This window comes from Virgibacillus sp. Bac330, assembly GCF_003667845.1.
GTDB lineage: Bacteria > Bacillota > Bacilli > Bacillales > Amphibacillaceae > Virgibacillus > Virgibacillus chiguensis.
On record NZ_CP033048.1, the window covers coordinates 3,509,452 to 3,531,609 of the forward strand.

Annotated in this window: 15 protein-coding genes; 3 read left to right on the forward strand and 12 right to left on the reverse strand. The window is 37.6% G+C overall.

The window, feature by feature from the left end; translation table 11 throughout:
• Positions 1–103 precede the first annotated feature (103 nt).
• From D9780_RS16335 to D9780_RS16355, 5 genes are all read right to left on the reverse strand, one after another.
• Positions 104–349, reverse strand: a complete 246-nt coding sequence (locus D9780_RS16335; protein ID WP_116277537.1) for a hypothetical protein — start codon at positions 347–349, stop codon at positions 104–106.
• A gap of 527 nt (positions 350–876) precedes the next feature.
• Positions 877–2,877, reverse strand: a complete 2,001-nt coding sequence (locus D9780_RS16340; protein WP_121640824.1) for a TRAP transporter permease — start codon at positions 2,875–2,877, stop codon at positions 877–879.
• On the reverse strand, positions 2,870–3,406 hold the full coding sequence (locus tag D9780_RS16345; protein WP_121640825.1) for a DUF1850 domain-containing protein: 537 nt from the start codon (positions 3,404–3,406) through the stop codon (positions 2,870–2,872). The genes D9780_RS16340 and D9780_RS16345 overlap by 8 nt, the downstream gene beginning before the upstream one ends.
• 205 nt (positions 3,407–3,611) lie before the next feature.
• On the reverse strand, positions 3,612–4,613 hold the full coding sequence (locus D9780_RS16350; protein ID WP_073006855.1) for a TAXI family TRAP transporter solute-binding subunit: 1,002 nt from the start codon (positions 4,611–4,613) through the stop codon (positions 3,612–3,614).
• 286 nt (positions 4,614–4,899) lie between these two features.
• Positions 4,900–5,934, reverse strand: a complete 1,035-nt coding sequence (locus D9780_RS16355) for an NAD(P)H-dependent flavin oxidoreductase (protein WP_121640826.1) — start codon at positions 5,932–5,934, stop codon at positions 4,900–4,902.
• Between the two features lie 743 nt (positions 5,935–6,677).
• On the opposite strand from D9780_RS16355, the gene D9780_RS16360 reads away from it, so the two are divergent.
• Positions 6,678–7,958, forward strand: coding sequence for a hypothetical protein (locus tag D9780_RS16360; RefSeq protein ID WP_121640827.1), 1,281 nt, complete (start codon positions 6,678–6,680; stop codon positions 7,956–7,958).
• 467 nt (positions 7,959–8,425) lie between these two features.
• Here the strand turns inward: D9780_RS16360 and D9780_RS16365 are convergent, their stop codons facing one another.
• The gene (locus tag D9780_RS16365; protein WP_121640828.1) at positions 8,426–11,590 is read right to left on the reverse strand and encodes a DEAD/DEAH box helicase; all 3,165 of its coding nucleotides are present in this window, start codon (positions 11,588–11,590) and stop codon (positions 8,426–8,428) included.
• A 283-nt stretch (positions 11,591–11,873) separates the two neighbouring features.
• Here D9780_RS16365 and D9780_RS16370 point away from each other — a divergent pair, with 283 nt between their 5' ends.
• Together D9780_RS16370 and D9780_RS16375 are read left to right on the forward strand one after the other, a co-directional pair.
• A complete protein-coding gene (locus tag D9780_RS16370) occupies positions 11,874–12,638 on the forward strand; it encodes an ABC transporter ATP-binding protein (RefSeq protein WP_073006849.1) in 765 nt (254 codons plus the stop codon).
• A gap of 18 nt (positions 12,639–12,656) precedes the next feature.
• Positions 12,657–14,525: an FtsX-like permease family protein gene (locus D9780_RS16375; RefSeq protein WP_121640829.1), complete on the forward strand. Its 1,869-nt coding sequence runs from the start codon at positions 12,657–12,659 to the stop codon at positions 14,523–14,525.
• A 426-nt stretch (positions 14,526–14,951) separates the two neighbouring features.
• Here the strand turns inward: D9780_RS16375 and D9780_RS16380 are convergent, their stop codons facing one another.
• From D9780_RS16380 to D9780_RS16410, 6 genes are all read right to left on the reverse strand, one after another.
• Positions 14,952–16,145 (reverse strand): MFS transporter, encoded by a 1,194-nt coding sequence (locus D9780_RS16380; RefSeq protein ID WP_240458714.1) that lies wholly within the window; start codon positions 16,143–16,145, stop codon positions 14,952–14,954.
• A gap of 142 nt (positions 16,146–16,287) precedes the next feature.
• Positions 16,288–16,572, reverse strand: coding sequence for an HAD-IA family hydrolase (locus D9780_RS16385; protein ID WP_121640830.1), 285 nt, complete (start codon positions 16,570–16,572; stop codon positions 16,288–16,290).
• A gap of 132 nt (positions 16,573–16,704) precedes the next feature.
• Positions 16,705–18,030, reverse strand: a complete 1,326-nt coding sequence (locus D9780_RS16390; protein ID WP_121640831.1) for a 6-phospho-alpha-glucosidase — start codon at positions 18,028–18,030, stop codon at positions 16,705–16,707.
• A 21-nt stretch (positions 18,031–18,051) separates the two neighbouring features.
• Positions 18,052–19,653: a PTS transporter subunit EIIC gene (locus D9780_RS16395; RefSeq protein ID WP_121640832.1), complete on the reverse strand. Its 1,602-nt coding sequence runs from the start codon at positions 19,651–19,653 to the stop codon at positions 18,052–18,054.
• A 142-nt stretch (positions 19,654–19,795) separates the two neighbouring features.
• Positions 19,796–20,551, reverse strand: coding sequence for a MurR/RpiR family transcriptional regulator (locus D9780_RS16400; RefSeq protein WP_121640833.1), 756 nt, complete (start codon positions 20,549–20,551; stop codon positions 19,796–19,798).
• Between the two features lie 494 nt (positions 20,552–21,045).
• Positions 21,046–21,900: a MurR/RpiR family transcriptional regulator gene (locus tag D9780_RS16410; protein ID WP_073006835.1), complete on the reverse strand. Its 855-nt coding sequence runs from the start codon at positions 21,898–21,900 to the stop codon at positions 21,046–21,048.
• Positions 21,901–22,158 lie beyond the last annotated feature (258 nt).

Consider the following 22,158-nt stretch of genomic DNA (forward strand, 5'->3'; position numbering starts at 1 on the left):
TTTCCTTCACCATATAGAACCAAGTTCTTCTCATTTTTCTTTACTGGTTTTACAAGTTTCTTTTTCATGTTATCACCCCCTTTAAACAATATCTCAAACCTTATTATTCTTTACCTTCTAAATAATTAACGACACAGTAATAAAAATCCGTAAAAGTCTTCATATTATTAAAACCTAAAAAATCATCTGTTATACGTATTAAAAACATTTCCTCCATCTCTATTACAATATTAATTAGTTGTAGTGAATCTAATAGAATTTCATCATTATAATCTTCTTCATTTATATATGTCCCTTGATTTTCGAAGATTTCTTTCAGTTTACTTTCAATTAACCCTTTATCTATCATTTTATCCCCTTCTGTCGTTTTTTGATTTTATTGTATAATAAAATTTTTCTTAAAAAAGGCAATAATTTAAAAATTTTTACTTATAAATTTGTGAAAAATTGCCGCACATGCTTACCCCAATAGAACATTGAGACAATATGCTTAAAGATGGAGAAATGCCATATGTAAATATAGCCTTCTTTTACTCTCTAATTCCAGATTTCGATTAATTTACTTATCCCATTTCAAATGCTCAAAGTATAATATTGTCTTTTCTCACAGAGAGATTTAAAGCTATTAGTGTTGTAGCCAAATCCCATATGGCAAACTCCAGTGTAATCTGAACTGCCAAGAAGAGAACAATCACGTATTTTAGGAAATACAGGAATTAATTATGAATCTTCAAAAAGAAAATCTCGAAAATTGGCTAAAAACTGGGAACAAGTATGCGAAATACGAATTTGATTCTTCGTACTCCTACATCATATGGTCTCGTTTCTTATTGTCTCTCTCCACTATTTGTGGAATGTCATTAAGAACAACTTTCCTTACCCACTTGCCGTTTTTTCCATCTTCTCTCCCAATCCTTTGGAACGATTCATATACAACTGGATAGCTAACATAACGATAAAGGCAGCCAATCCATATACATCCGTATTTCCTTCTGGATAAATTAATAACAGCCCGATTGCTATTGTTAAAATACGTACAGACCAGTGAAGCTTTACATACCAAAAACCAATCAAACCGGCGCCAATTGCGATCATACCCGTAATGGCTGTAAATAATATCCAACCGACCTCACCAATCGATGTATCAATCATTAAGAGTTCTGGCTGTAATACAAACATATAGGGAATAATAAAAGCAGCAATAGCCAGTTTAGCAGCATTTATCCCCGTGCGAATTGGTTCACCACCTGAGATACCCGTAGCTGCAAAAGCAGCGAGCGCAACTGGTGGGGTAATATCAGCTACAATACCGAAATAAAACACAAACATATGCCCCGCAAGTAGTGGAATAGCTACATCTAAATGATCATTTAAGGCTAAAATAGCTGGTAGAGCTATTGTGGATGTAATAATATAATTCGCTGTCGTAGGCGAACCCATCCCTAGAATGATCGACGTAATCATGGTGAAAAATAACGTTAACAATAATTGCATATCCGCCGATGTAGCTATTGCACCAGCAATATCTACCAAACTATTTCCTAACTTTAATCCTAGGCCTGTCTTTGTCACAACACCTACAATAATCCCGGCGCACGCTGTAGCTGCAGCTACACCTAAAGCGGTACGAGCACCTGACGTTAGAGCGGTAATGAATTTACGTGGTGTTATACGCGTTTCCTTCATAAATAAACTAACAGCAATCGTAATCCCAATGCCATAGAGCGCTGTTCGCTCAATGCTAACTCCTTCAAATAGTAGCCAAACAATTGCTATGATCGGTAGAAGTAAGTGAATTTTTTTAAGCACTTCTTTCTTAGGTGGGATTTGATCTTTTGGTAACCCGTACAAACCCATTCGTTTTGCTTCTAAATGAGTCATAATCCAAATTCCCGAAAAATATAAAATAGCAGGAATTAACGCTGCTTGGGCAATTTGCCAATAGCCTACCCCAGCAAATTCAATCATTAAAAACGCTGCGGCCCCCATAATTGGAGGCATAATTTGTCCACCTGTGGACGAAGCAGCTTCAACAGCACCAGCAAAATTTGGTTTATACCCTAATCTTTTCATCATTGGTATAGTATATGAACCCGTCGTAACCGTATTTGCTACAGAACTTCCCGATATCGTTCCATTTAAGGCACTGGAAAAAATGGCTACCTTCGCTGGCCCTCCAGTCCGTTTTCCGGCAAGCGAGATAGCTAAATCGTTAAAATAATTACCAACCCCTGTTTGGACTAAAAAAGCACCAAACAATAAAAAGAGGAAAATATAAGTAGAGGAAACTTGCAATGGTGTACCTAAAATCCCTTCTGTTGTAAAAAACATAGTGTCGATAAGCTGTTCCAAACTTAACCCCTGATGCGCCAACATACCAGGCATTTGCCTACCAAATAGCGCATAAATTAAAAACAGACTAGCTATAACAGTAATGGGTAGCCCTACTGCCCTTCTTGTTGCTTCCATTACGAGTAAAATCGCAGCTCCCCCAACAATCATTTGTACTTCTGTAATACCGCCAATTTGCTGTACAAGTGTTTCATAATATACAGGCCAGTATCCACAAACAATAATAGATAATACGACCAAAATATAATCATACCAAGCAACCCGAGACTTGATTCCTGTTCTTCTAGCTGGAAATAATAGAAATATTAAGGAGAGTGCAAACCCTAAGTGAACAGTTCGTTGAATGTAGGCTGTTTTTTGCCCAAATGCCCCTGTGTATAATTGAAAAATGGAAAACGCCAGCAAGCCAAAAAAAACAATTCCTGCAGCTACACCTGCAAGCTTACGCGTATTCGCCTCTGTATCGTATTTTTTCAGTAATGCTTCTTGTTCTTGTTTCGTTAGCTGATCTTTTTTATCACTCATGTACTCTCACTCCTTTCAAGTATTGCCATAGCGTGACTTTATCCATTTTCACTGTAAACCAGGCTCCTGGTTGCACATAATCATTTAAATAAACTTGATATTGTGCGTTGTTTCCCCAAACGAGTCTATTTTCAGACACAACCTTTCCATTCCGAAGTTTAATTTGATCAAACGTTTGATTTATGTTTTTTATATGATATTTGCCATCTTCATACGTAAATGCTTCCCCTTCCTGCGCATTAGCTGGCATACCAATAGCGAATTCTTCATAGATTATTTCCGTTTGCTGTATGGTGTTCTTATGTGTAACTTCATATTTTTCTACGACATCCGTTAAATGAATAGAATGCGTAAAAATATGTTGAAAGGTATCTCCCTCATCCAAAGGAAGAAACATGGCTATTTGCTCTGTATTTTCTTTATAAAAAATAAGTGCCGTTTTAAAAGGGGCAAAAAAGGCAATTAAGCAGGACAAACTAAGAATTATAATGGTTATAAAACACCATTGTTTTCGGTTTAAAGCACTCATATGATATTCACCTATTTTTTATTTAAATTGCTACGAGGCTTTATTGTTACATTTTCCTATAGCAATAGAAAAATCAATTGACTATTCTCAACGCATTCACAGCGAAAAAGTGCTGTCTTGTTCCTTTTCTATCATCTAGAAACCAGAAGAACCGGCAGCAAAATTCGGCAAACGCATTTTACTGCCGGTGCTATCTCACACAAGCCTATTCAGAAGCAGATATTCCTGCTTCATCAAAGTATTTTTTAGCTCCTGGATGTAAATCAATTCCAATACCATCAAGCGCTGATTCTTTAGTTATAAACTCACCCTTGTCATGAGCGATTTTGTCTGTATTTTCATAAATGGCTTTTGTAACATCGTAAACCACATCTTCAGAAAGACTATCTGTTACAGCAAGCATTGCTAAAACGGCTACCGTCTGAACATCTTCTTCTAAGCCATATGTTCCTGCTTTGACCGTGTCACTTGCATAGTATGGATATTTTTCTACTAAGGCATCTATTTTATCTTGAGCTACTGGAACAATGTTCACATCTACTTGAGCTTTTAACCCTTCAACAGCCCCAGTCGGCGTTCCTGCTGTTATAAAAGCTGCATCAATATTTCCATCTTGAATGCCACCTGTAGACTCTCCAAAATCAAGATTTTGTTCTTCAATATCATCCATTGACATACCATGAACTTCTAAAATCTGCTCCGCATTGACAAATGTTCCGGATCCAGGTGCACCAACAGATACTGCTTTTCCGGCTAAGTCCTCGACAGAATTAATCCCTGAATCCTTGGTCGTTACAATTTGAATGGTTTCTGGATAAAGAGAGCCGATTGCTTGTACGTTATCAACAGGCTCGCCTTCAAATGAATTAATCCCTTCAATAGCATTCGAAATTACATCTGTCTGAACAAATGCTAGTTGAGCATCGCCGTCTCTTAAAGCAGCTACATTATCCGCAGAAGCATTGGATGATTGAGGATCTGTTTGAATTCCCGTCTCATCCTTTATCATTGTTGCCATTTCTCCACCTAAAGGATAATATGTGCCACTTGTTCCTCCAGTAAGCAAGCTTAAAAATTCTGGTTTTTCTCCACCTCCGTTATCCCCTTCATTTGCATCATTTTTGTCACTTTCCCCTCCACATGCAGTTAGTAATAATGCAAAGATAAATAAGGTAACCGTTAACAAAATCCACTTTGTACGTTTCACACATACTCCCCCTTATAAACTTTTGTATAAAATATATTTTAACTTTTTATACAATTTATTGTCAAACTATTAGCAATAGAACTAATAAAAGTAAAATTAACTTTTAAGTTTCGTTATAAGAAATAGATGGGAACGATAAAAACTCCCGACATTTAAAAATGCGGGAGCAAGACAATCTATTCTGTTCTATTTCACTAGTTCGTTTGAATAAACAACACGGATTTTCCAAACTTTTAGGACAAAAGCCGGAGTTTCTCTTATACAATGAACCGTAGTGTGTTTTACTTTAGAGCAAAGAAACTAAAATATCTTTTACGGTTTCTTCTTGGTTCAATTGTCCAACGCCTTGCCCAGCCCATAATGACTGATAAGCGGCATTATTTTGTTCTTTAGCCGCTTTTCGTATATCCTTTGTACACGCATTTTGAATCGGAAACGGCAATGCTTTCATTTGTTTTTTCTTTAACTCTCTAGTAAATGTGTTGGCAACTCCTCTTGCTGGTCTACCAGAGAAAAAGGTAGTAATCACCGTGTCCTCTCCACTAGCAGCAAGAAGAGCTGCTTTATAGGAAGGCGCTGTCCCAGCTTCTTTCGCTAGAAGAAAACGGGTGCCAATCTGCACTGCTTCCGCTCCCATTTTAAATAGTCCCTCTACTTGTTCTTTACTAACAATTCCACCAGTAGCAACAACCGGGAGTTTTACGTGTTGTTTTATAGAGCTTAGCAAAGCAACTAAGCCAATATTACACCCCTCTGGATAGTCGGTAATTTGAAATGTGCCTCGATGTCCACCAGCTTCACTTCCTTGGGCAACAATAATATCGTATCCAGCTTCTTCTAACTGTTTTGCTTCTTCCACATTCGTTGCCATTCCCAATAACGTAACTGGATTCGTTTTCAATTTCATAATATGCTCGTCTGAAAGCATACCAAAAGCAGTACTTATCATGGGAATTTTTTCTTCAAGCAAAACCTCCATATGTTCCTCTAAGTAATCATCTACTTGAACTTGACTGCTTCCAGATTCTATTCCTAAACGTTTTCGAAACACATCTAAAGCTGATTGCATTGGCTCTAAGTCATTTGATGTAGCTTGTAAATTCGTTGCAAATAAATTGACAGCAAACGGTTGCTTCGTTAATTGTTTAACTTGCTGAATCGCCCTTTGCAATGCCACTGGAGTCATATAGCCTGCCCCTATCGTCCCCAGTCCACCTTCGTTAGCCACGGTTGCAACAAGCTCAGGGATGGTAATTCCGCCAGCCATTCCTGCTTGTATGATCGGCAACTTTACTTTCGTCTTTTCTAAAAAACGATTCACACCTATCTCTCTCCCTTAGAATACCTTTTTATTCGAAAACTTGGCTTGCACTATATCAAGCATACTATAGTGCTCCAATTCTTGCACCATAGTTATGGACAACAAAGTCTCGGGGCGCCCGGTTAGCAACGTAGCGAGTGAAACGAATCAACGAAAGGTTTAGGAACCATGCTCCTGCAACAGGAGTATGCCGGTTCCCTCCGGCAAGCCCGTCTTTAGTCCTTCCTATTTAGAACGAACCGATGATGACTTAGCTTAGGGCAATGGAGTGAAGTCGCCTAGTTGCTGAACGCTGGAGTCGGACGTGACTTTTATAATTTCCTAGACAATTAGAAAAACTTTGCTTGTAGCCAAGTCTTATGGCGAAAAAACGCTGTCGTTTTTCTTATACTATAAACCATTACATTTTTATACTTTTCTACCTTGTAAGAAAAACTGATCTCCACCAAGCATCCATGGCAATAGCCTTTGCTTTGCTTAGCTTTTACGCTAAACATAGATATATCAGCTAATCCCCTACACGAAATATGGTAATTCCAAAAATATTCCATTTTATTTATGGAATTTTCTTGACAATTATTAGAAAATTCAATACCATATGACTATTACCTATTATTTTTACAACACACATCCATCTTTGACTAGCTCATAAGAACTCCTCACCCATTCACTTTAATACACTAGCGTAAATTAGTTCCACACCTATGATTAGGATGATTATAACGGAAACAGGAGCGATAAGAATGAAGATGAAAATAGCGGTATTTAGCCCAAGAGCAATGCTAGACCGAGTTAAAAAAGTAGTACCTGTCGATAAAGAACTTGATTTTATGTTCTTTCCTTATGTCAGTTTGAAAGAAATGATCCACTTAGTTGAAAAGGCGTATGTTTGTGATATTTTCTTTTTCACGGAACAAGTTTCCTATTTGTATGTAAAAAGTAAAGTTGAAAAGAAGGAACCTCCTTGTATCCATCTTCCTCTAGATGAATACATGCTCTTAACAACATTATGTTTGTTGAAAAAGAATAACAAACAAGTTTGGAAGCGCATTTCTATAGATGTTTGCAATGATAAACCCGTCTATAAAGTGTTTTCAGAATTACATTTGCAAGACAATGATATCTATTTATTACAAACGAAGGAATCCATGTTACATCATTTGCAACCCATTATTGATTATCACGAGAAGCTATGGGAAGAGGGAAAAATAGATTATGTCGTGACATCATTTGAAGAAGTAAAAGATACGTTAAAACAAAAAAATATCCCTGTTCAAAAGATGCACACACCTACATTAAATATGGAAATGGCTATGGAGGAAGTAAAACAAGTAGTAAAACTTCAAGATTATCAAGCGAATACGACCCAAGTTGTCATAGGGTATATCCAGTTAAAGTCAAAAGAAGCCAAAGTACAATCCTTTGACAGTAACGAACAATTAAAAAAAATTATTCATGAATTTGCCCAAGAAAATCATGCATGTGTCATTACAAATAAACATAATCATATGATGTTATTCGGAACAAATGCTTTGCTAGCGTACATAAGACAGCATTACCGTGACTTTCCTTTACTCCATGTCATTGAACGACGGTCACAACTCCCTGTCGCTATTGCGTTTGGTATCGGGCTGACAGCAAACACCGCAAAGGAGAATGCAAAAGCAGCTTTAAAAGCTTGTTTGGATACACAGGAGAGTAAATGTTTTTTAGTAAATGAAAACAAAGTGATGATTGGCCCTATAGGTGAGACGAAAACATTTGATACATCAAAACTATATCAAGCACTGATTCATAAAGCGCGATTAAACAATGAAATTTCTTATAATTTCATCCAATTCATAACATTACGCAATAACGAACCGTTCTCTTCCAATGATTTCGCTTCGCATTATCAAGTTACGAAACGAAGTGCTGAGCGTACAATTAATAAACTTTTATCAGGCAAAGTGATCAAAGTAGCTGGAGAGGAAAAACCGTATGTAAGAGGGAGACCAAGAAAACTTTTCAATTTGAACATATAAACGAATAAGGAATGCACCCAAAAATTGATGCGTCTAGCGCTTCCTTTTGGGTGCGTGATAATGGGAAAGTTTAAACAAACGACATCCACCGATAGTAAAAATGCTCATATGTGATGTGCCATTTTTGACATGATGATCTATCCTAAAACAAACGCTCGGGGCGCCCATTTAGCAACGTAGCGAGTGGAACGAATCAACGAAAACTTTAGGGAGCATACTCCTGCAACAGGAGTATGCCGGCGCCCTCCGGCAAACCCGTCTTTAGTCGGCCTTTCTATTTCGTACGAACCGATGATGACTTAGCTTAGGGCAATGGAGTCAAGTCGCCTAGTTGCTGGGCGCTGGAGCCGGACGGATCCCAAGCATCAAGTTTTATGCTTTCTTATTCATTTAAGAAAAACTTGGCTCTGCAAACAAGCCAAGTTTTTCTAACCTTTCTTTCTAGAGAGATTATCTTCTCTACCAGATTATATATTTAAAAGATCACGAACATCATCTTCATTTAAGCTAGAGAACATGGCATCACCTGGCTGAATGACTTGATCAATTAATTCGCGTTTTTTCTGCTGTAACTCATATATTTTCTCTTCAATGGTTCCTTCCGTAATTAAACGAATCACCTGCACGACATTTTTTTGCCCAAAACGATGCGCCCGACCAGTAGCCTGATCCTCTACTGCCGGATTCCACCATAAATCATACAAAATAACCGTATCTGCACCGGTTAAATTCAAACCAGTACCGCCAGCTTTTAAGGAAATTAAAAACACATCGTTTTCCCCATTATTAAACCGTTCACTCATTTCTACTCTTTCCTGTGACGGTGTTTGTCCATGTAAATAAAAATAGCCAATTTGCTCTTTCTCTAACTCATCCTTAATAATCTCATGCATGGATGTAAACTGAGAGAAGATCAACATCCGTTTGCCGCTTTCCTTTGCATTCCGGACCGTTTCCATTAACTGCTCTAGCTTGCCTGAGTCTCCTTCATAATTTTCAATAAACAACGATGGATGACAGCAAATCTGTCGTAAGCGCGTAAGACCAGCTAAAATTTTCATCCGACTTTTTTGAAAGCCATTTTCACTCATGGATTGCACCGCTTCTTGTTGCAACTGACGATGGTAGCCAATATATAAATCCTTTTGCTGCTTTGTCAATTCCGAGCTATGTACTGTTTCAATTTTTTCCGGGAGTTCATGCAGAACATCCCCCTTCAACCGTCGTAAAATAAACGGTCTTGTCATTAGCGCGATTTTCTCATAAGGGAGCTGTTTAAACGTTTTATGATTTGGCATTAAGCCCGGTAGAATCACTTGAAATATAGCCCATAATTCATCAATAGAATTTTCAATTGGTGTACCACTTAAAGCAAAACGACGTCCTGCTTGCAGGCTGCGAATTGCCTTGGATGTTTTTGTTGCGTAGTTTTTAATATATTGTGCTTCATCAAGAATGAGTGTTTGAAAACGGATTTCTTTATACAGCTCTACATCCTGCCGAGCTGTAGCATAAGACGTAATCCAAACGTCCATCTGCTTTGAATCAGCAAACTTCTGTTTCCGTTCTTGTGGTGTACCTGTTAAAATAGCCACCTGCAAGTCGGGAGCAAATTTAGCAAATTCATTTTTCCAGTTATATACGACAGAAGATGGAGCAATAATTAGATGCGGCTGTTTGCTTGGCTCTGATGCAATGTATGCAATACTTTGTAGCGTCTTTCCCAGTCCCATATCATCTGCTAAGATTCCCCCTAGATGATATTCACTTAACGACTTAAACCATTGGTAACCAGCCTCTTGATAATTTCTCAGCTCTGCTTGAAGCTTATCGGGAAGTGGATACACTTGCTCTTCCGGTGATTTTAAATGATGCAACAGCTTGCGGAATGAGCGATCATAATTTTTATCGGTTTGTAAAAGCTCATCAATTTGTACGCCACGATAGACGGGTACTTGCATATTTCCATCTTTGATAGCAGCTTTATCGATATCCATATCCTCAAAAAACTGTTGCACAGATAAAAATGTATCATTCTCCAAAGAGACCAATGCTCCACTATCTAGACGGTAATACCGTTTCTTTTCGACAACAGCGGATAGAATCTGCTTAATTTCCGACTCTTCAACACCTTCAATATCAAACCCAATATCTAATAAGTTGGAAGCATGATCTACTTCTACATTCGCATAGGCTGTAGGCTCCTGTTCTACGATCAAGTTACGAATATCCGATGTTAAAAACAATTCTACATACTCATCTAACTTTGGAATGGTATAATAAATGAAATCATACATCGCTTCTTCATCATTTATAGGAATATAAAGTTCTTTACCGTTATAGTGAAAATCTGCATATTCAATGAGTTGCATAATTTGCTGTTCTTTTTCCACATCACGAATAATAATAACTTCATTCGCTTCCCGTTTGCCAAAAGGATCTATTTGTTCAGACCCATAATGGTATTCCAATTTCCCGGCTATAAAAGCTTCCTTCACTTCTAAATAAAGTTTTGCTTCCAGTGGATATTGCACAATGTCTTTAGCAACATTCTCCGCTATCGAAACGTTACCTACCTTTTGCAACGATGGAATAACCGTAGACACAAATTCATCCGCTTGATTTTTGGCAACAGGTAACCGCCAATGATGATTTTGAAAGCGCTGAAGCTGATTCATGATAGGGGCTTGATATTCACTAGGGATATAAAATACGCCATCGGCAAACAACAGATCATAGTAAGGAAGAAAGAATACATCATGTAGTGGGTCCATTTTCAATAATAATTCATCTCGATTATGCGCTGACAAAGAAAAGTCAAACGGCATGACCTCTTTTTCCACAGTTACAGTGGAGTACGTTTCCTTCATCGTCTCTACAAAGAAAGATCGTGATACGAGTTTCTCCAGCAACATTTTCGCCTCTAGTGGAGGGATAATGATATACCGTTTGCTATCTTTATAGAAAAAACGATCATCCGTACGGTAAATACGCTCATTCTGCAAAATAGCATGTAACTGAACAAGAATATCCATATCTGCTTGGGCAAAACAATGCAGTTCCGGAACATAAGAAAAACGCTTCGTTAGTGGGTATTCCCTTTTTTCCATAATATGTTCTAACATAGAAGCAGCATCTTTGATGATATAACACCGTTTTTCACCAATTTTCAATTCCAATTGCAATTGGTCCTGATTATCTAATTTGCAAATATACTCCACTTTGAGTTCAACTTGACTCGGTGCGGGTGCTTTCATTTGCTCTGTTGGCGGAAGACTATTTAATGCAGCCATAAAGTTTTGCGTTAAACGATAGTTATAGGCTGAAAATTGATCTGCAGGATCATGCTTTTGATTAACAATTTTAATTAATACCGCAGCGATATGCTTACACGTACCATACGTATCAAATGCGGGACAATTACAATACGTACCTATTGAGCCGTTGGCAAAATTTTTCGCGTGAATTTCAACGGCATATTTCTCCGTGCCTTCTACGATCGCTGACCATTCTTGATGATTCCTATCAAATAATGGATCACTGACACGGCCTAGCTTGTAATATTTCAAACCTCGTTTATATATGGTGGATGGAAATAAGCTTTCCACATTAATATCACGAATTGTTTTCAAAATAAAGATACCTTCCTTTGCCAATTCTTATGTTTCTATTGTTAGAAAAACTTGGCTTGCTGCCAAGTCTCCTAACGGAAGCCTTCGTTTTTCTTATCCTATAATCCACAAAACCTTATACTTTCCTATAGTATAAACAAATTCACCCTGTTTTTAAAATAATCTTTCTTGTTTATGAAGCTTTACTTACAAAAATGTAAGCTGGTTGAAAGGAAGTTCGATACCTATATTTTCCATTCAACGGTAAGCTAATGATAGAAAATATATTGTTGGAGGTAGAACGATGGCACAATCTGTCTTACAAGTAAACCATTTAAATAAAGTATATGGAAAAAGGAAAGAAACACAATATCACGCCTTAAAGAATATTTCATTTGCCATGAAACAGGGTGAATTTGTTGGTATTATGGGGGCTTCTGGCGCCGGAAAAACGACACTGTTAAACGTAATCTCTACTTTGGATCAAGCATCTAGTGGCTCTGTAAAAATTGCCGGAACAGATATTACGAATATGAAACAGAATCAATTAGCCGATTTTCGTTCGCAACAGCTCGGCTTTATTTTTCAGGATTTTAATCTATTAGAAAATCTGACTGTTTATGAAAATATTGCTTTACCTTTATCTTTACAAGGAGTTGCGGTGAAAAACATTAAACCAAGCGTACTAAAAGTGGCCAAAAATCTCGGGATTGAGGAAATTCTCCCGAAATATCCTGTAACCATATCCGGAGGGCAAAAGCAAAGGGTCGCGGCAGCTCGCGCGCTTGTACATGAACCTGCCCTCATTCTTGCAGATGAGCCTACGGGCGCATTGGATTCGAAAAACGCAAAAAGCTTAATGGAAACATTCGTTCATATGAATGAAAATCTCGGTACATCCATTATGCTCGTAACGCATGATCCTTTAAGCGCAAGTTATTGTCAGCGTATCTTGTTCATTCAAGATGGTCAGCTATATAAAGAAATACATCGTACTCATAAACGGAATGAATTCCATCAAGCTATTCTTGATGTCCTTTCTGAAATTAACAAACCAAATGAATGGTAATAGAAAGAAGATGATCTCATGTTAGTTAAATTATCTCTATCCAGTATGCGAAAAATGTTTAAAGACTATTTAGTATTATTATTTGGATTAACGATTTCCATTGCGATTTTTTATATGTTTCAAACATTAGCTCAAAATGAAGCTTTTGTGGAAGCAAATAAAATGATTGGTGCAACCATGTTTGTATTCCATGTTGGAACATTTATTCTTGGGTTTATTACGATTTTTTATATTTTTTATGCCACCTCGTTTATTCAAACATTGCGACAAAAGGAAATGGCGATGTATCTAACATTAGGGGCAAAGAAAAGTAAAATTACGCAACTCATGTTTATGGAGACGCTGTTTATCGGAATCGTTTCGTTAGTCATTGGTATCATCATCGGCATGGGGTTAACAGCGGTTATTGCTGATGTACTTATGGATATGCTTGATTTCTCAGCAGAAGCCACGGGTTTTAAAGCGATTTATACTTCTTCGATCATTACAACTGTTATCTTTTATATCATTTTGTTTTTATTAACATCCATTGTCAATGCTTGGCAAATTGGCAAGAAAAAGGTGCTTGATTTATTACAAGCGAACAAACAAGAAGACGTTATTAAAACAAGCGGTTTGAAAACTTTTTTTGGTGTGTTAGTTTCGATTATTTTAATGGTGATTGGCTACTACACCATGATTCATATTGCTAAATTTCAACATTTCGGAGTTATTCTAGCTACCATCACGATCGTGCCAGGGACATACTTCATCTTTATTTCGTTTTTGCCATACTTTGTGAAAAAATTAAAACAAAACCGCATGTTAAATGAAACAGGCATTAACTCATTTACACTAGGGCAATTACGATTTCGAATGCTTAACTTAACCAAAGTGTTAGGAACAGTAGCCATGTTAATTGCACTTGGTTTAGGTGCGATGACAGCTGGACTTTCGTTCTATCATAATATAGAACTTCAAGCCTCTAGCTTTCAAGCAAATGATGCAGCAATCTATGAACCAACCAAGGAAGATATAGACACCATCGAGGCCATGGACGTCAGTGAAAAAAATACGTACGAGTATAAATTGACGAATGACGGGGTGTTCTTTCTTAAAGACAGTCTGTTAGAGAAACCACCTCTAGTTCCTCATTTCGATAGATCAATGGAAGCTATATCTGATATTCAAATAAAACGCGTAGAAGAAAAACTACCTGCTTCTCTGTATACAATGGATGGCACAGAAGGGGAAGAACTTCCAGATAAATGGTTGAACGCTATCTCTCTAGAATTAAATGCAAGCTATACGATGTTTGGCGAGAGAACGGTTTATGTCGTTGATCAAAGTCATTATGAGAACGTAGATGCAAAAGAAAAACAGGTCATAGTAACGAAAACAGACGACTTTTCCAAGCATGTGTCTTCATTCAAGCAACTGGAAGAAAGACAACAAGAAGTAGCAGAAAGTTACGTAGGTAAACCTGTGGATAATGTGGGTGGAAAATATAATAATTACGTTAGTTTAAAAAGTTTTTCCAGCGGCACCGTCTTTATGGGAATTTTCCTCGGAATTGCCTTTTTAATGATGATGGCGAGTGTGCTTATGTTTAAACTGCTATCAAGTGCCGGAGCAGATATCGAGCGCTATCACATGTTACGTAAAATTGGTGTACGTCAGTCATTATTACAACGATCCATTTATCGAGAATTATTTCTACTATTTTTGTTCCCAGCCATTATTGGGCTTGTTCATGTCTTAATCGGTATGCAAATGTTCTCTTTTATCTTAGTAGAGCCATATACAAAAGTATGGCTACCAATTAGTATTTTCTTAGTTATCTATGGTTTATATTACGTGATTACAGTCCAATTATATAAACGGATTGTTTTACCAAAACATCATTAAATGAAGAACAAAGGCTCGAGGCGCCCGGGTAGCAACGTAGCGAGTGGAACGAATCTACTGAAGTTTTAGGAATCATGCTCCTGCAATAGGAGTATGCCGGCGCCCTTCGGCAAGCCCGTCTGTAGTCGGCCTTCCTGTTTAGCACGAACCGATGATGACTTAGCGTAGGGCAATGGAATGAAGTCGCCTAGTTGCTGGCGCTTGGGCCGGACGTGGTTAAATAACTTAGTAAGTTTATGCACAGCTGCTAAATTTTATAATTTCCTAGACCAATTTAATAAGGAACCTAGCCTCAAACCAGCTGGGTTCCTTTTTGAGATAGGAAGATAAAAAAATCTTCCATCTGTGGGAATTTAACCCACACGAATCGTTTCATACACGAAAGGTAAAGCTTAAGGCTATTAATCTTATGGGGATTAGTTTTGTCTAACGCACGTCTTGCTTACGGCGTACAGCAATGAATACGAGATACAAATACAATAACATGGATAGTAATACCGATCCTGCAGCTACAACATAAATAACACCATAGTTAAATAAGAAGGCGATTTGTCCGAAGATAATGGCTCCCATACCAACACCTAAATCAAAAAAGGAGAAAAACGTGGCATTCGCCATTCCTTTTCGATTTCCGGGAGCTTTTTCAACCGCCCATGCTTGTAAGGCAGGTTGAATCATTCCGAAGCCAAGCCCATATAAACTAGCTGCAATAAGCATCATCGTTGTATTAGGAAGCCAAGCCAATAAAAGCATAGCACCAAAAATAAGCACTGTCCCAGGGAGAAAAACAAATAAATGCCCTTTCTGATCATAAATTTTCCCGGCAAATGTACGGGAAATCATGAGGAAAACAGCATACATTAAAAAATAGCCTTCAATCCCAGCAACTTCCTGTTCTGCAGCATGTAAAGGAAGGAAGGTTGCAATTCCTCCAAACGTAAATGTTACAAAAAACAGTAATAACGACGGATGAATAGCCGTTTTCTCAAAAATATCAAACTTCAAAGCTACTGTTTTATGGTGGGATTGCTCTACTTTTTTATATTTAATTTTACTAGATAGAACTAATGCAACAAGTCCAGCGGAAGCACATATGAGAAAAAAGCTAGAAAAGCTCATTTGACCAACAAGCGCTAGACCTAAAGATGGGCCAAAAGCTAATGCTAAATTACCAGCTAATCCGAAATAGCCCATCCCTTCTCCACGACGCGAGGGAGGTATTAGATCTGTTGCAATGGTTCCAGTAGCTGTCGTTGAAAAGCCCCATCCTACCCCTTGTACGATGCGGAGTAATAGTAGTAGGGCAATACTGGAAACGAGCGCAAACGAACCAACAGATACAACAAAGATAAGTAATCCGAACATATATACAAATTGTCTACCTTTTGACTCCAATGCATGCCCTGCATAGGGTCGCATTACCAATGCTGAAAATGTAAATATTCCAACAATAATACCGATCAATTGATCACTACCACCAAGTTCTTTTACAAATAAAGGTAACGTAGGTAGCGTCATCTGAAATCCTAAAAATATACAAAAATTAGCGAGACAAATAAGGATAAAGTCACGTGTCCATATTTTTTCCTGTTTTGTCTCTGCCATAGGTTGTGCTGGCATACATCGCTCTCCTTTCTAAGCTGTCCGACCTTTTTCTTCGATACTCGAAATATATTATACAGAAGTAAAGAAAGAAAGCAATCTATTCCGCTTAGAAAGTTTTTATCCAGTTACTTTTCACCTAGAACTGATCGCTTTTGTATCATTGCATCTCGCTTATATACGCCATAAAATCAGCAATAGAGTGACATTGTGTATCTGGTTGTCTAGTGAATGTATTCGTCTGGTACGCTGGAAACCATTTAACTCCGACTGTATACACATTCGCTTCTAAACCAGCTTGAATATCTGCTTCACTATCTACGACAAACATTGCTACATTAGGTTGGATTTGCATCTTTTCTAATGCCTTATGAATTCCTTCTGGATGTGGCTTTGGTTGGCTTACACCATCTCCAGCAATTTTCACATTAAAAAACGCAATCATTAAACACCCCTTGCTTCATAGACAGCTCAAAAATGGCTGCTATCAAGCAAGGGGTGCTCACTTCCGCTTCTGTTTTTATGGTGTATATATTCAATGATATGACAGTACCCTCTAACTAAAATTCATGAAAACTTATTTTAACTCTGGCCAAAATTCTTGATTAGCTTCGATAAGATCGTCTAAAATTTCTTTGGCTACTTTTGCACTTGGTACTGTTTTAGAAAGTGTTAGTGCTTGCCATAGTTTTTGATAACTACCTTCTATATATGCTTGGACAACTAATTTTTCTACTGTTACCTGTTGATACATTAACGCTCGTTCAAATTCTGGAATCTCTCCTTGATTTAAGGGTTCCACCCCATCTGACCCAATGAGACATGGGACTTCAACCATTGCATCGTTATCGAAGTTGGCAATTGCTCCATTGTTTTCTACAATCATTACCATTCTTTCATACGTATTAAATGCGATAGCCCGTGCAAGATCGACAATAAATGAAGCATGACTACCTATGGAAAATTCACTTCCTGAGGATGTACCTTTTGCAATAATTTCTCTTGCCGTAGAAAAGACTTCTTTTTCCCTGCCATCCATAACTTCATTTGCTCTCGTATATGCTGGGTTAGAATGGTTCACAACATAGTCAGGGTAGAAATAATATTTTAAATACGTATTTGGTAGAAATCTCGGATCAACTGCGAGTAAATCTTTTGCCTTCTTATGCGTCTCCTGCCAGCTTGGGTCCATATGCTGTGTATCAACTTCGACTTGGGTCAAGTACCCATGTTCTTTTACATAATCTCTAATTTGTGGTAAATACTCATTTCCTTCTTTATCTTTGATACTCGTCCACCAACCAAAATGATTTAAGCCAAAATAACGAACGTCAAGGTCTTTTGGTGTTTTACCAATAATTTGTGACATTCTTCGTACTGTTCCTACTGGCATATCACAAATATTTAATACGCGGGAATTTGGACGTAAAACACGGCAAGCTTCTGCAACAATTGCTGCTGGGTTAGAGTAATTTAACATCCAGCAGTGTGGCGAATACTGCTCCATGAGATCAATAAGTTCTATCATGTCTTTAATACTTCTCATCCCATAGGCAATTCCGCCTGGTCCACACGTTTCTTGCCCAACCACACCGTGCTTTAACGGGATTTTCTCATCTAATTCACGCATTTTATATTTGCCAGTTCGTATATGCGCAAAACAAAAATCGACGTCTGTAAATGCTTCTTCTGGATCGGTAGTATAAATATACTCCATATCTGGTGCCTTTTCCTTTAACGTAATTTCCAATGCTTCTCCTAATACCGCCTGTCTCTCTGCATCATTATCATATAGTTTTAATGTACGAATAGGAAAGCGATCTAAATTATCCAAAAGCATCATTACAATTCCTGGCGTGTAGGTGCTTCCGCCACCTGCTATTACAATCGAAAATTCTTTCATTGTTATCTTCCTCTCTTTTATCTATTCTGTTTGTTCTCTACCTAAATAATTATCCACAGATTTACGCACAGTCGTTACTTGTAAACCGTACACCACCTGAACGTTTTTATCTTTAACAATGACACCACTTGCTCCTGTTTTTGTTTTTAATGTTTCTTCATCCACTAAGTTTGGTTGGCGCAATGTGAGTCGCAATCTCGTATAACAATTTGTTATGGTATCAATATTTTCTGCCCCGCCAAGAGCCTCTACAATCAAGCTTGCCATATCGGCGTTCGCCGTATTTGTATCGTCTTTTGCTTTACCTTTACGCTTCTTTTCTTTGTAATCTTGTTTCGAGTACAATTTCGCTTCTTTGCCTGTATCTTCACGTCCTACTGTTTTGAAATTAAATTTTGTAATTAAGAAACGAAATACTACATAATAGATAACAAAGAATAGGATTCCGACGAAGATATACATCGGCCAACTTGTTTTCTCAAAGCCAAGTGGGACATTAAACAATAGAAAATCAATCATGCCATTTGGTCCAATTGCACGAACATCTAATAAGTTTAAAGCCACCATGCTTAAACCACTTAAAGCAGCATGGACAACAAATAGAATTGGTGCCACAAACATAAAGGAGAACTCTATTGGCTCTGTAACTCCGGCAATAAAAGAAGTAAATGCAGCTGGAATTAAAATTGCTTTTACTTTTATTTTATTTTCTGGTTTGGCTGTATGATACATCGCTAAACATGCTCCAATTAAACCAAACATTTTCGCAATGCCACGTGCATCCCAGATAACACTTTCTGATAAACGAGCGACCGCTGGATCAGCAATTTCCGCGTAGTAAATATTACGAGCCCCTTCTAAAACCTGGCCGCCAACTTCCGCTACGCCACCAAGTGAGGTGTACAGAAATGGCGTATATACTAAGTGATGTAAACCAGTTGGAATAAGTAACCTTTCCAACATGCCGTATAAAAACAAACCAAAATTCCCACTGTGTTGAATCAACGTGCCAAGATTGTTGATTCCACTTTGAAAAATAGGCCAAATATAAGTGAGAAGCACTGCCATTAATACGGTAACCGGAATTAAAACGATAAACACAAACCGGGAACCACCATATATTTGAAAAGCACCGTTAAATTCTGTATCAATAAATTTATTATGAATAAATGCGGTTACAATACCGAGCATGATTCCTAAGAAAACTCCCATATCCAATATCTGGACTCCTAACACTAATGTTTGTCCAGTTCCTTGCAAGGAATCAGCTTCGACAAGCAAACCACTTAGCTCCATAAATTTATTCATTGCATTCACAAATACTAAATATCCTAATAATGCGGTAAATCCTGCTACGGACTTTTCTTTCTTTGCTAAGCCTACAGTTATACCAACAGCAAAAATTAAACCTAAATTACTTAAAATCGAAACTAATGAACCCGATAAAATGGAACCAAACCCAGTTGTGACAGGATTATCTAAAAACGGAATTATTTCAAGTAATCGTGGGTTTGTAAATACATTACCAAGAGCTATGAGAATACCTGCAATGGGTAAAATAAGTACTGGAATAAACATTGCTTTGGAAAAACGTTGCATTGCTTCCATCATCTTCTGCTTCAATTTAAAACACCCCCAGCAAATTTGTCGTATATTGTCGATGACATAAATTAGTTTATCCCGTAAACGGTTTCTTGTATATAATTTTTGTAGCTGAAAAAACGTGTTTCATCGATTGAAACACGTTTCACAAAGTATGTATTACCTATCTAGCATTTGTTTTTAAGTATTCCTTTAAAATAAGCTCAAAAGCCATTAATAATCTAGGGAAAAAAATATTAGGCAACATATTTCGATCATCTAGCTTATTATTATCGATGATTTTAAAGTTCAAATCCGATATGTTGGCGATGCGGTTGTCTATTTCTTTGGTGAAGGAAACAGTAAATATGTTATGCTCTTTAGCAGCAACTAGTTTATCAATGACTTGCTGTGTTTCACCCGATTTAGAAATCACAACAAGTGCACCAATATGATCCAAATTATTTTCAAATACACCTATTGAATCCATACCACTAGCTAATATCGTTTTCTTACCTAGCACTAATAACTTTTTGTATAAATATTCAGCAGCTATAGCCGAAAAACCAGTTGCGTATAAAAAGATATAGGTTTGTTCCATCTGCATGACTTTATCGATAAATTGATGGATTGTTTCCACCCCGTTGCAATCGATAAATTCCTTTGTAGTAATCTCTGGAAAATCATCTTCTACATTTCCCTTCTTTTCATCCACCTCTTTAACTAGCGGTAAAAGGTGGTAATACATATCTACAAATCCTGTATATCCAAGCTTCTTGGACAAACGAATAATGGTTGCTGGAGAAGTATAATTCACTTTGGCGATGTGACGAACTCCTTGCTTCAAGACATGATCCATATTTTCAACAATATAGCTCAACAATTGAATATCTAAATCTGTTACATTTTTCCCTTGAATTAACTTACTAATATCAATCAATGTACATCCCTCCTTACTAACCTTTATATCATATCTGTAAGGAACAAAGGCTCGGGGCGCCCGATTAGCAACGTAGCGAGTGGAAAGAAGCAACTGAAGTTTTAAGAATCATGCAGGAGTATGCCAGCGCCCTCCGGCAAGCCCGTCTTTAGTCGGCCTTCCTATTTAAAACGAGCCGATGATGGCTTATCTTAGGGCAATGGGGTGAAGTTGCCTAGTTGCTGGGAGCTGGAGCAGGACGTGGCTAATAAATAACTCCACAGCTGCTAAATTTGATAATTTCCTAGACCACGAAAAATTGCTCGCCCTTGCTCGTATTTCGCCCGCTTTCTTCCGGAAATCGCTCATTCTACTCGAAAAGTCGCTCACTCTCCTCCGAAATTCGCTCGCCTCTACCTGAATTTCGCTCCATCTTGTCAAATTCCCGCTCATACCTGCTAAAAATTTGCCTGCTACCTTCCTAAAGTCACTCACATCAGGAAATACAAGTCACCTTATAAACGTTTTAAAGCAATTGCCTTTCGCATATCTTGTAGTGCCTGTTGAGCGGATTCTCCTTTGGCAAGCATTACATTTGTATATAATGCGTCAATTATTGTCAGCTCTGCGATTCGTGACGATAATGCTTCAGGTCGAAATTCTGTCTCATCTGAGACGGTATAAAGTAAAATATCTGCTTGTTTGCTCAGTGTGGATTTAGCAAAGTTTGTTATTGCAATAATCGTGACATTTTTATCCCTTAAAACATGTAGTATATCCATAATATCTTTGGTAGAACCAGAGTGGGAAATAATAACAGCCACATCTTTAGCACTTAATTGTGATGCTGCCATTAGCTGCATATGCGCATCCAAATTTGCGTGCACTTGCATGCCGCTACGAAGAAATTTATGATAAGCGTCGATGGATACAATGGCTGACCCACCTATCCCAAAAAATTCTACTTTTTCAGCTACAATTAATGCTGCAACAGCATCATATAAGGCTTTTTGATCCATTACTTTTAACGTATCCTCTAGTGTATTCATATTTGAACGAAAAACTTTTTCACTAACCGTTCCTACGTCATCGCCAGCTCGGATTTTTTCGTGAATATCTGTGACGGGTGTCGCCATTTCAGCAGCAAGTGCAATTTTTAAAGCTTGGTACCCTTTAAAACCCACGCGCTGACAAAAACGAAACACCGTTGAATCCGCAACCTCCAATTCATCTGCAATTTGATTAATAGTATGATGAATAATTGCTTTCGGATGTTGCAAAATATAATCAGCTATTTTCTTCTCTTTCTCACTTAACCGGCTATAATTGCTACGAATACGCGCTAAACCGTGTTGGTTGACTTGATCCATATTTTGTTCTCCTTTTATTATTTTACAGCAAGATTTTTATACTATTTCGTTTTCTTAAACTATTATACACGAAAAAAATTTCCGTGATAATTGTTGTAAACGAAAAAAAATTTGATATAATGAATGCAAGTCGATGAATTATTTACTGCTAAAAAACTTGGTTTATCGGCAAATCTTATGAGAGAACGTTGTCTTCATAGCAAAAACGTGCTTGCAAATTTGTATATGGACTCCCTCATGCAAGCCGTGATGGCCTTT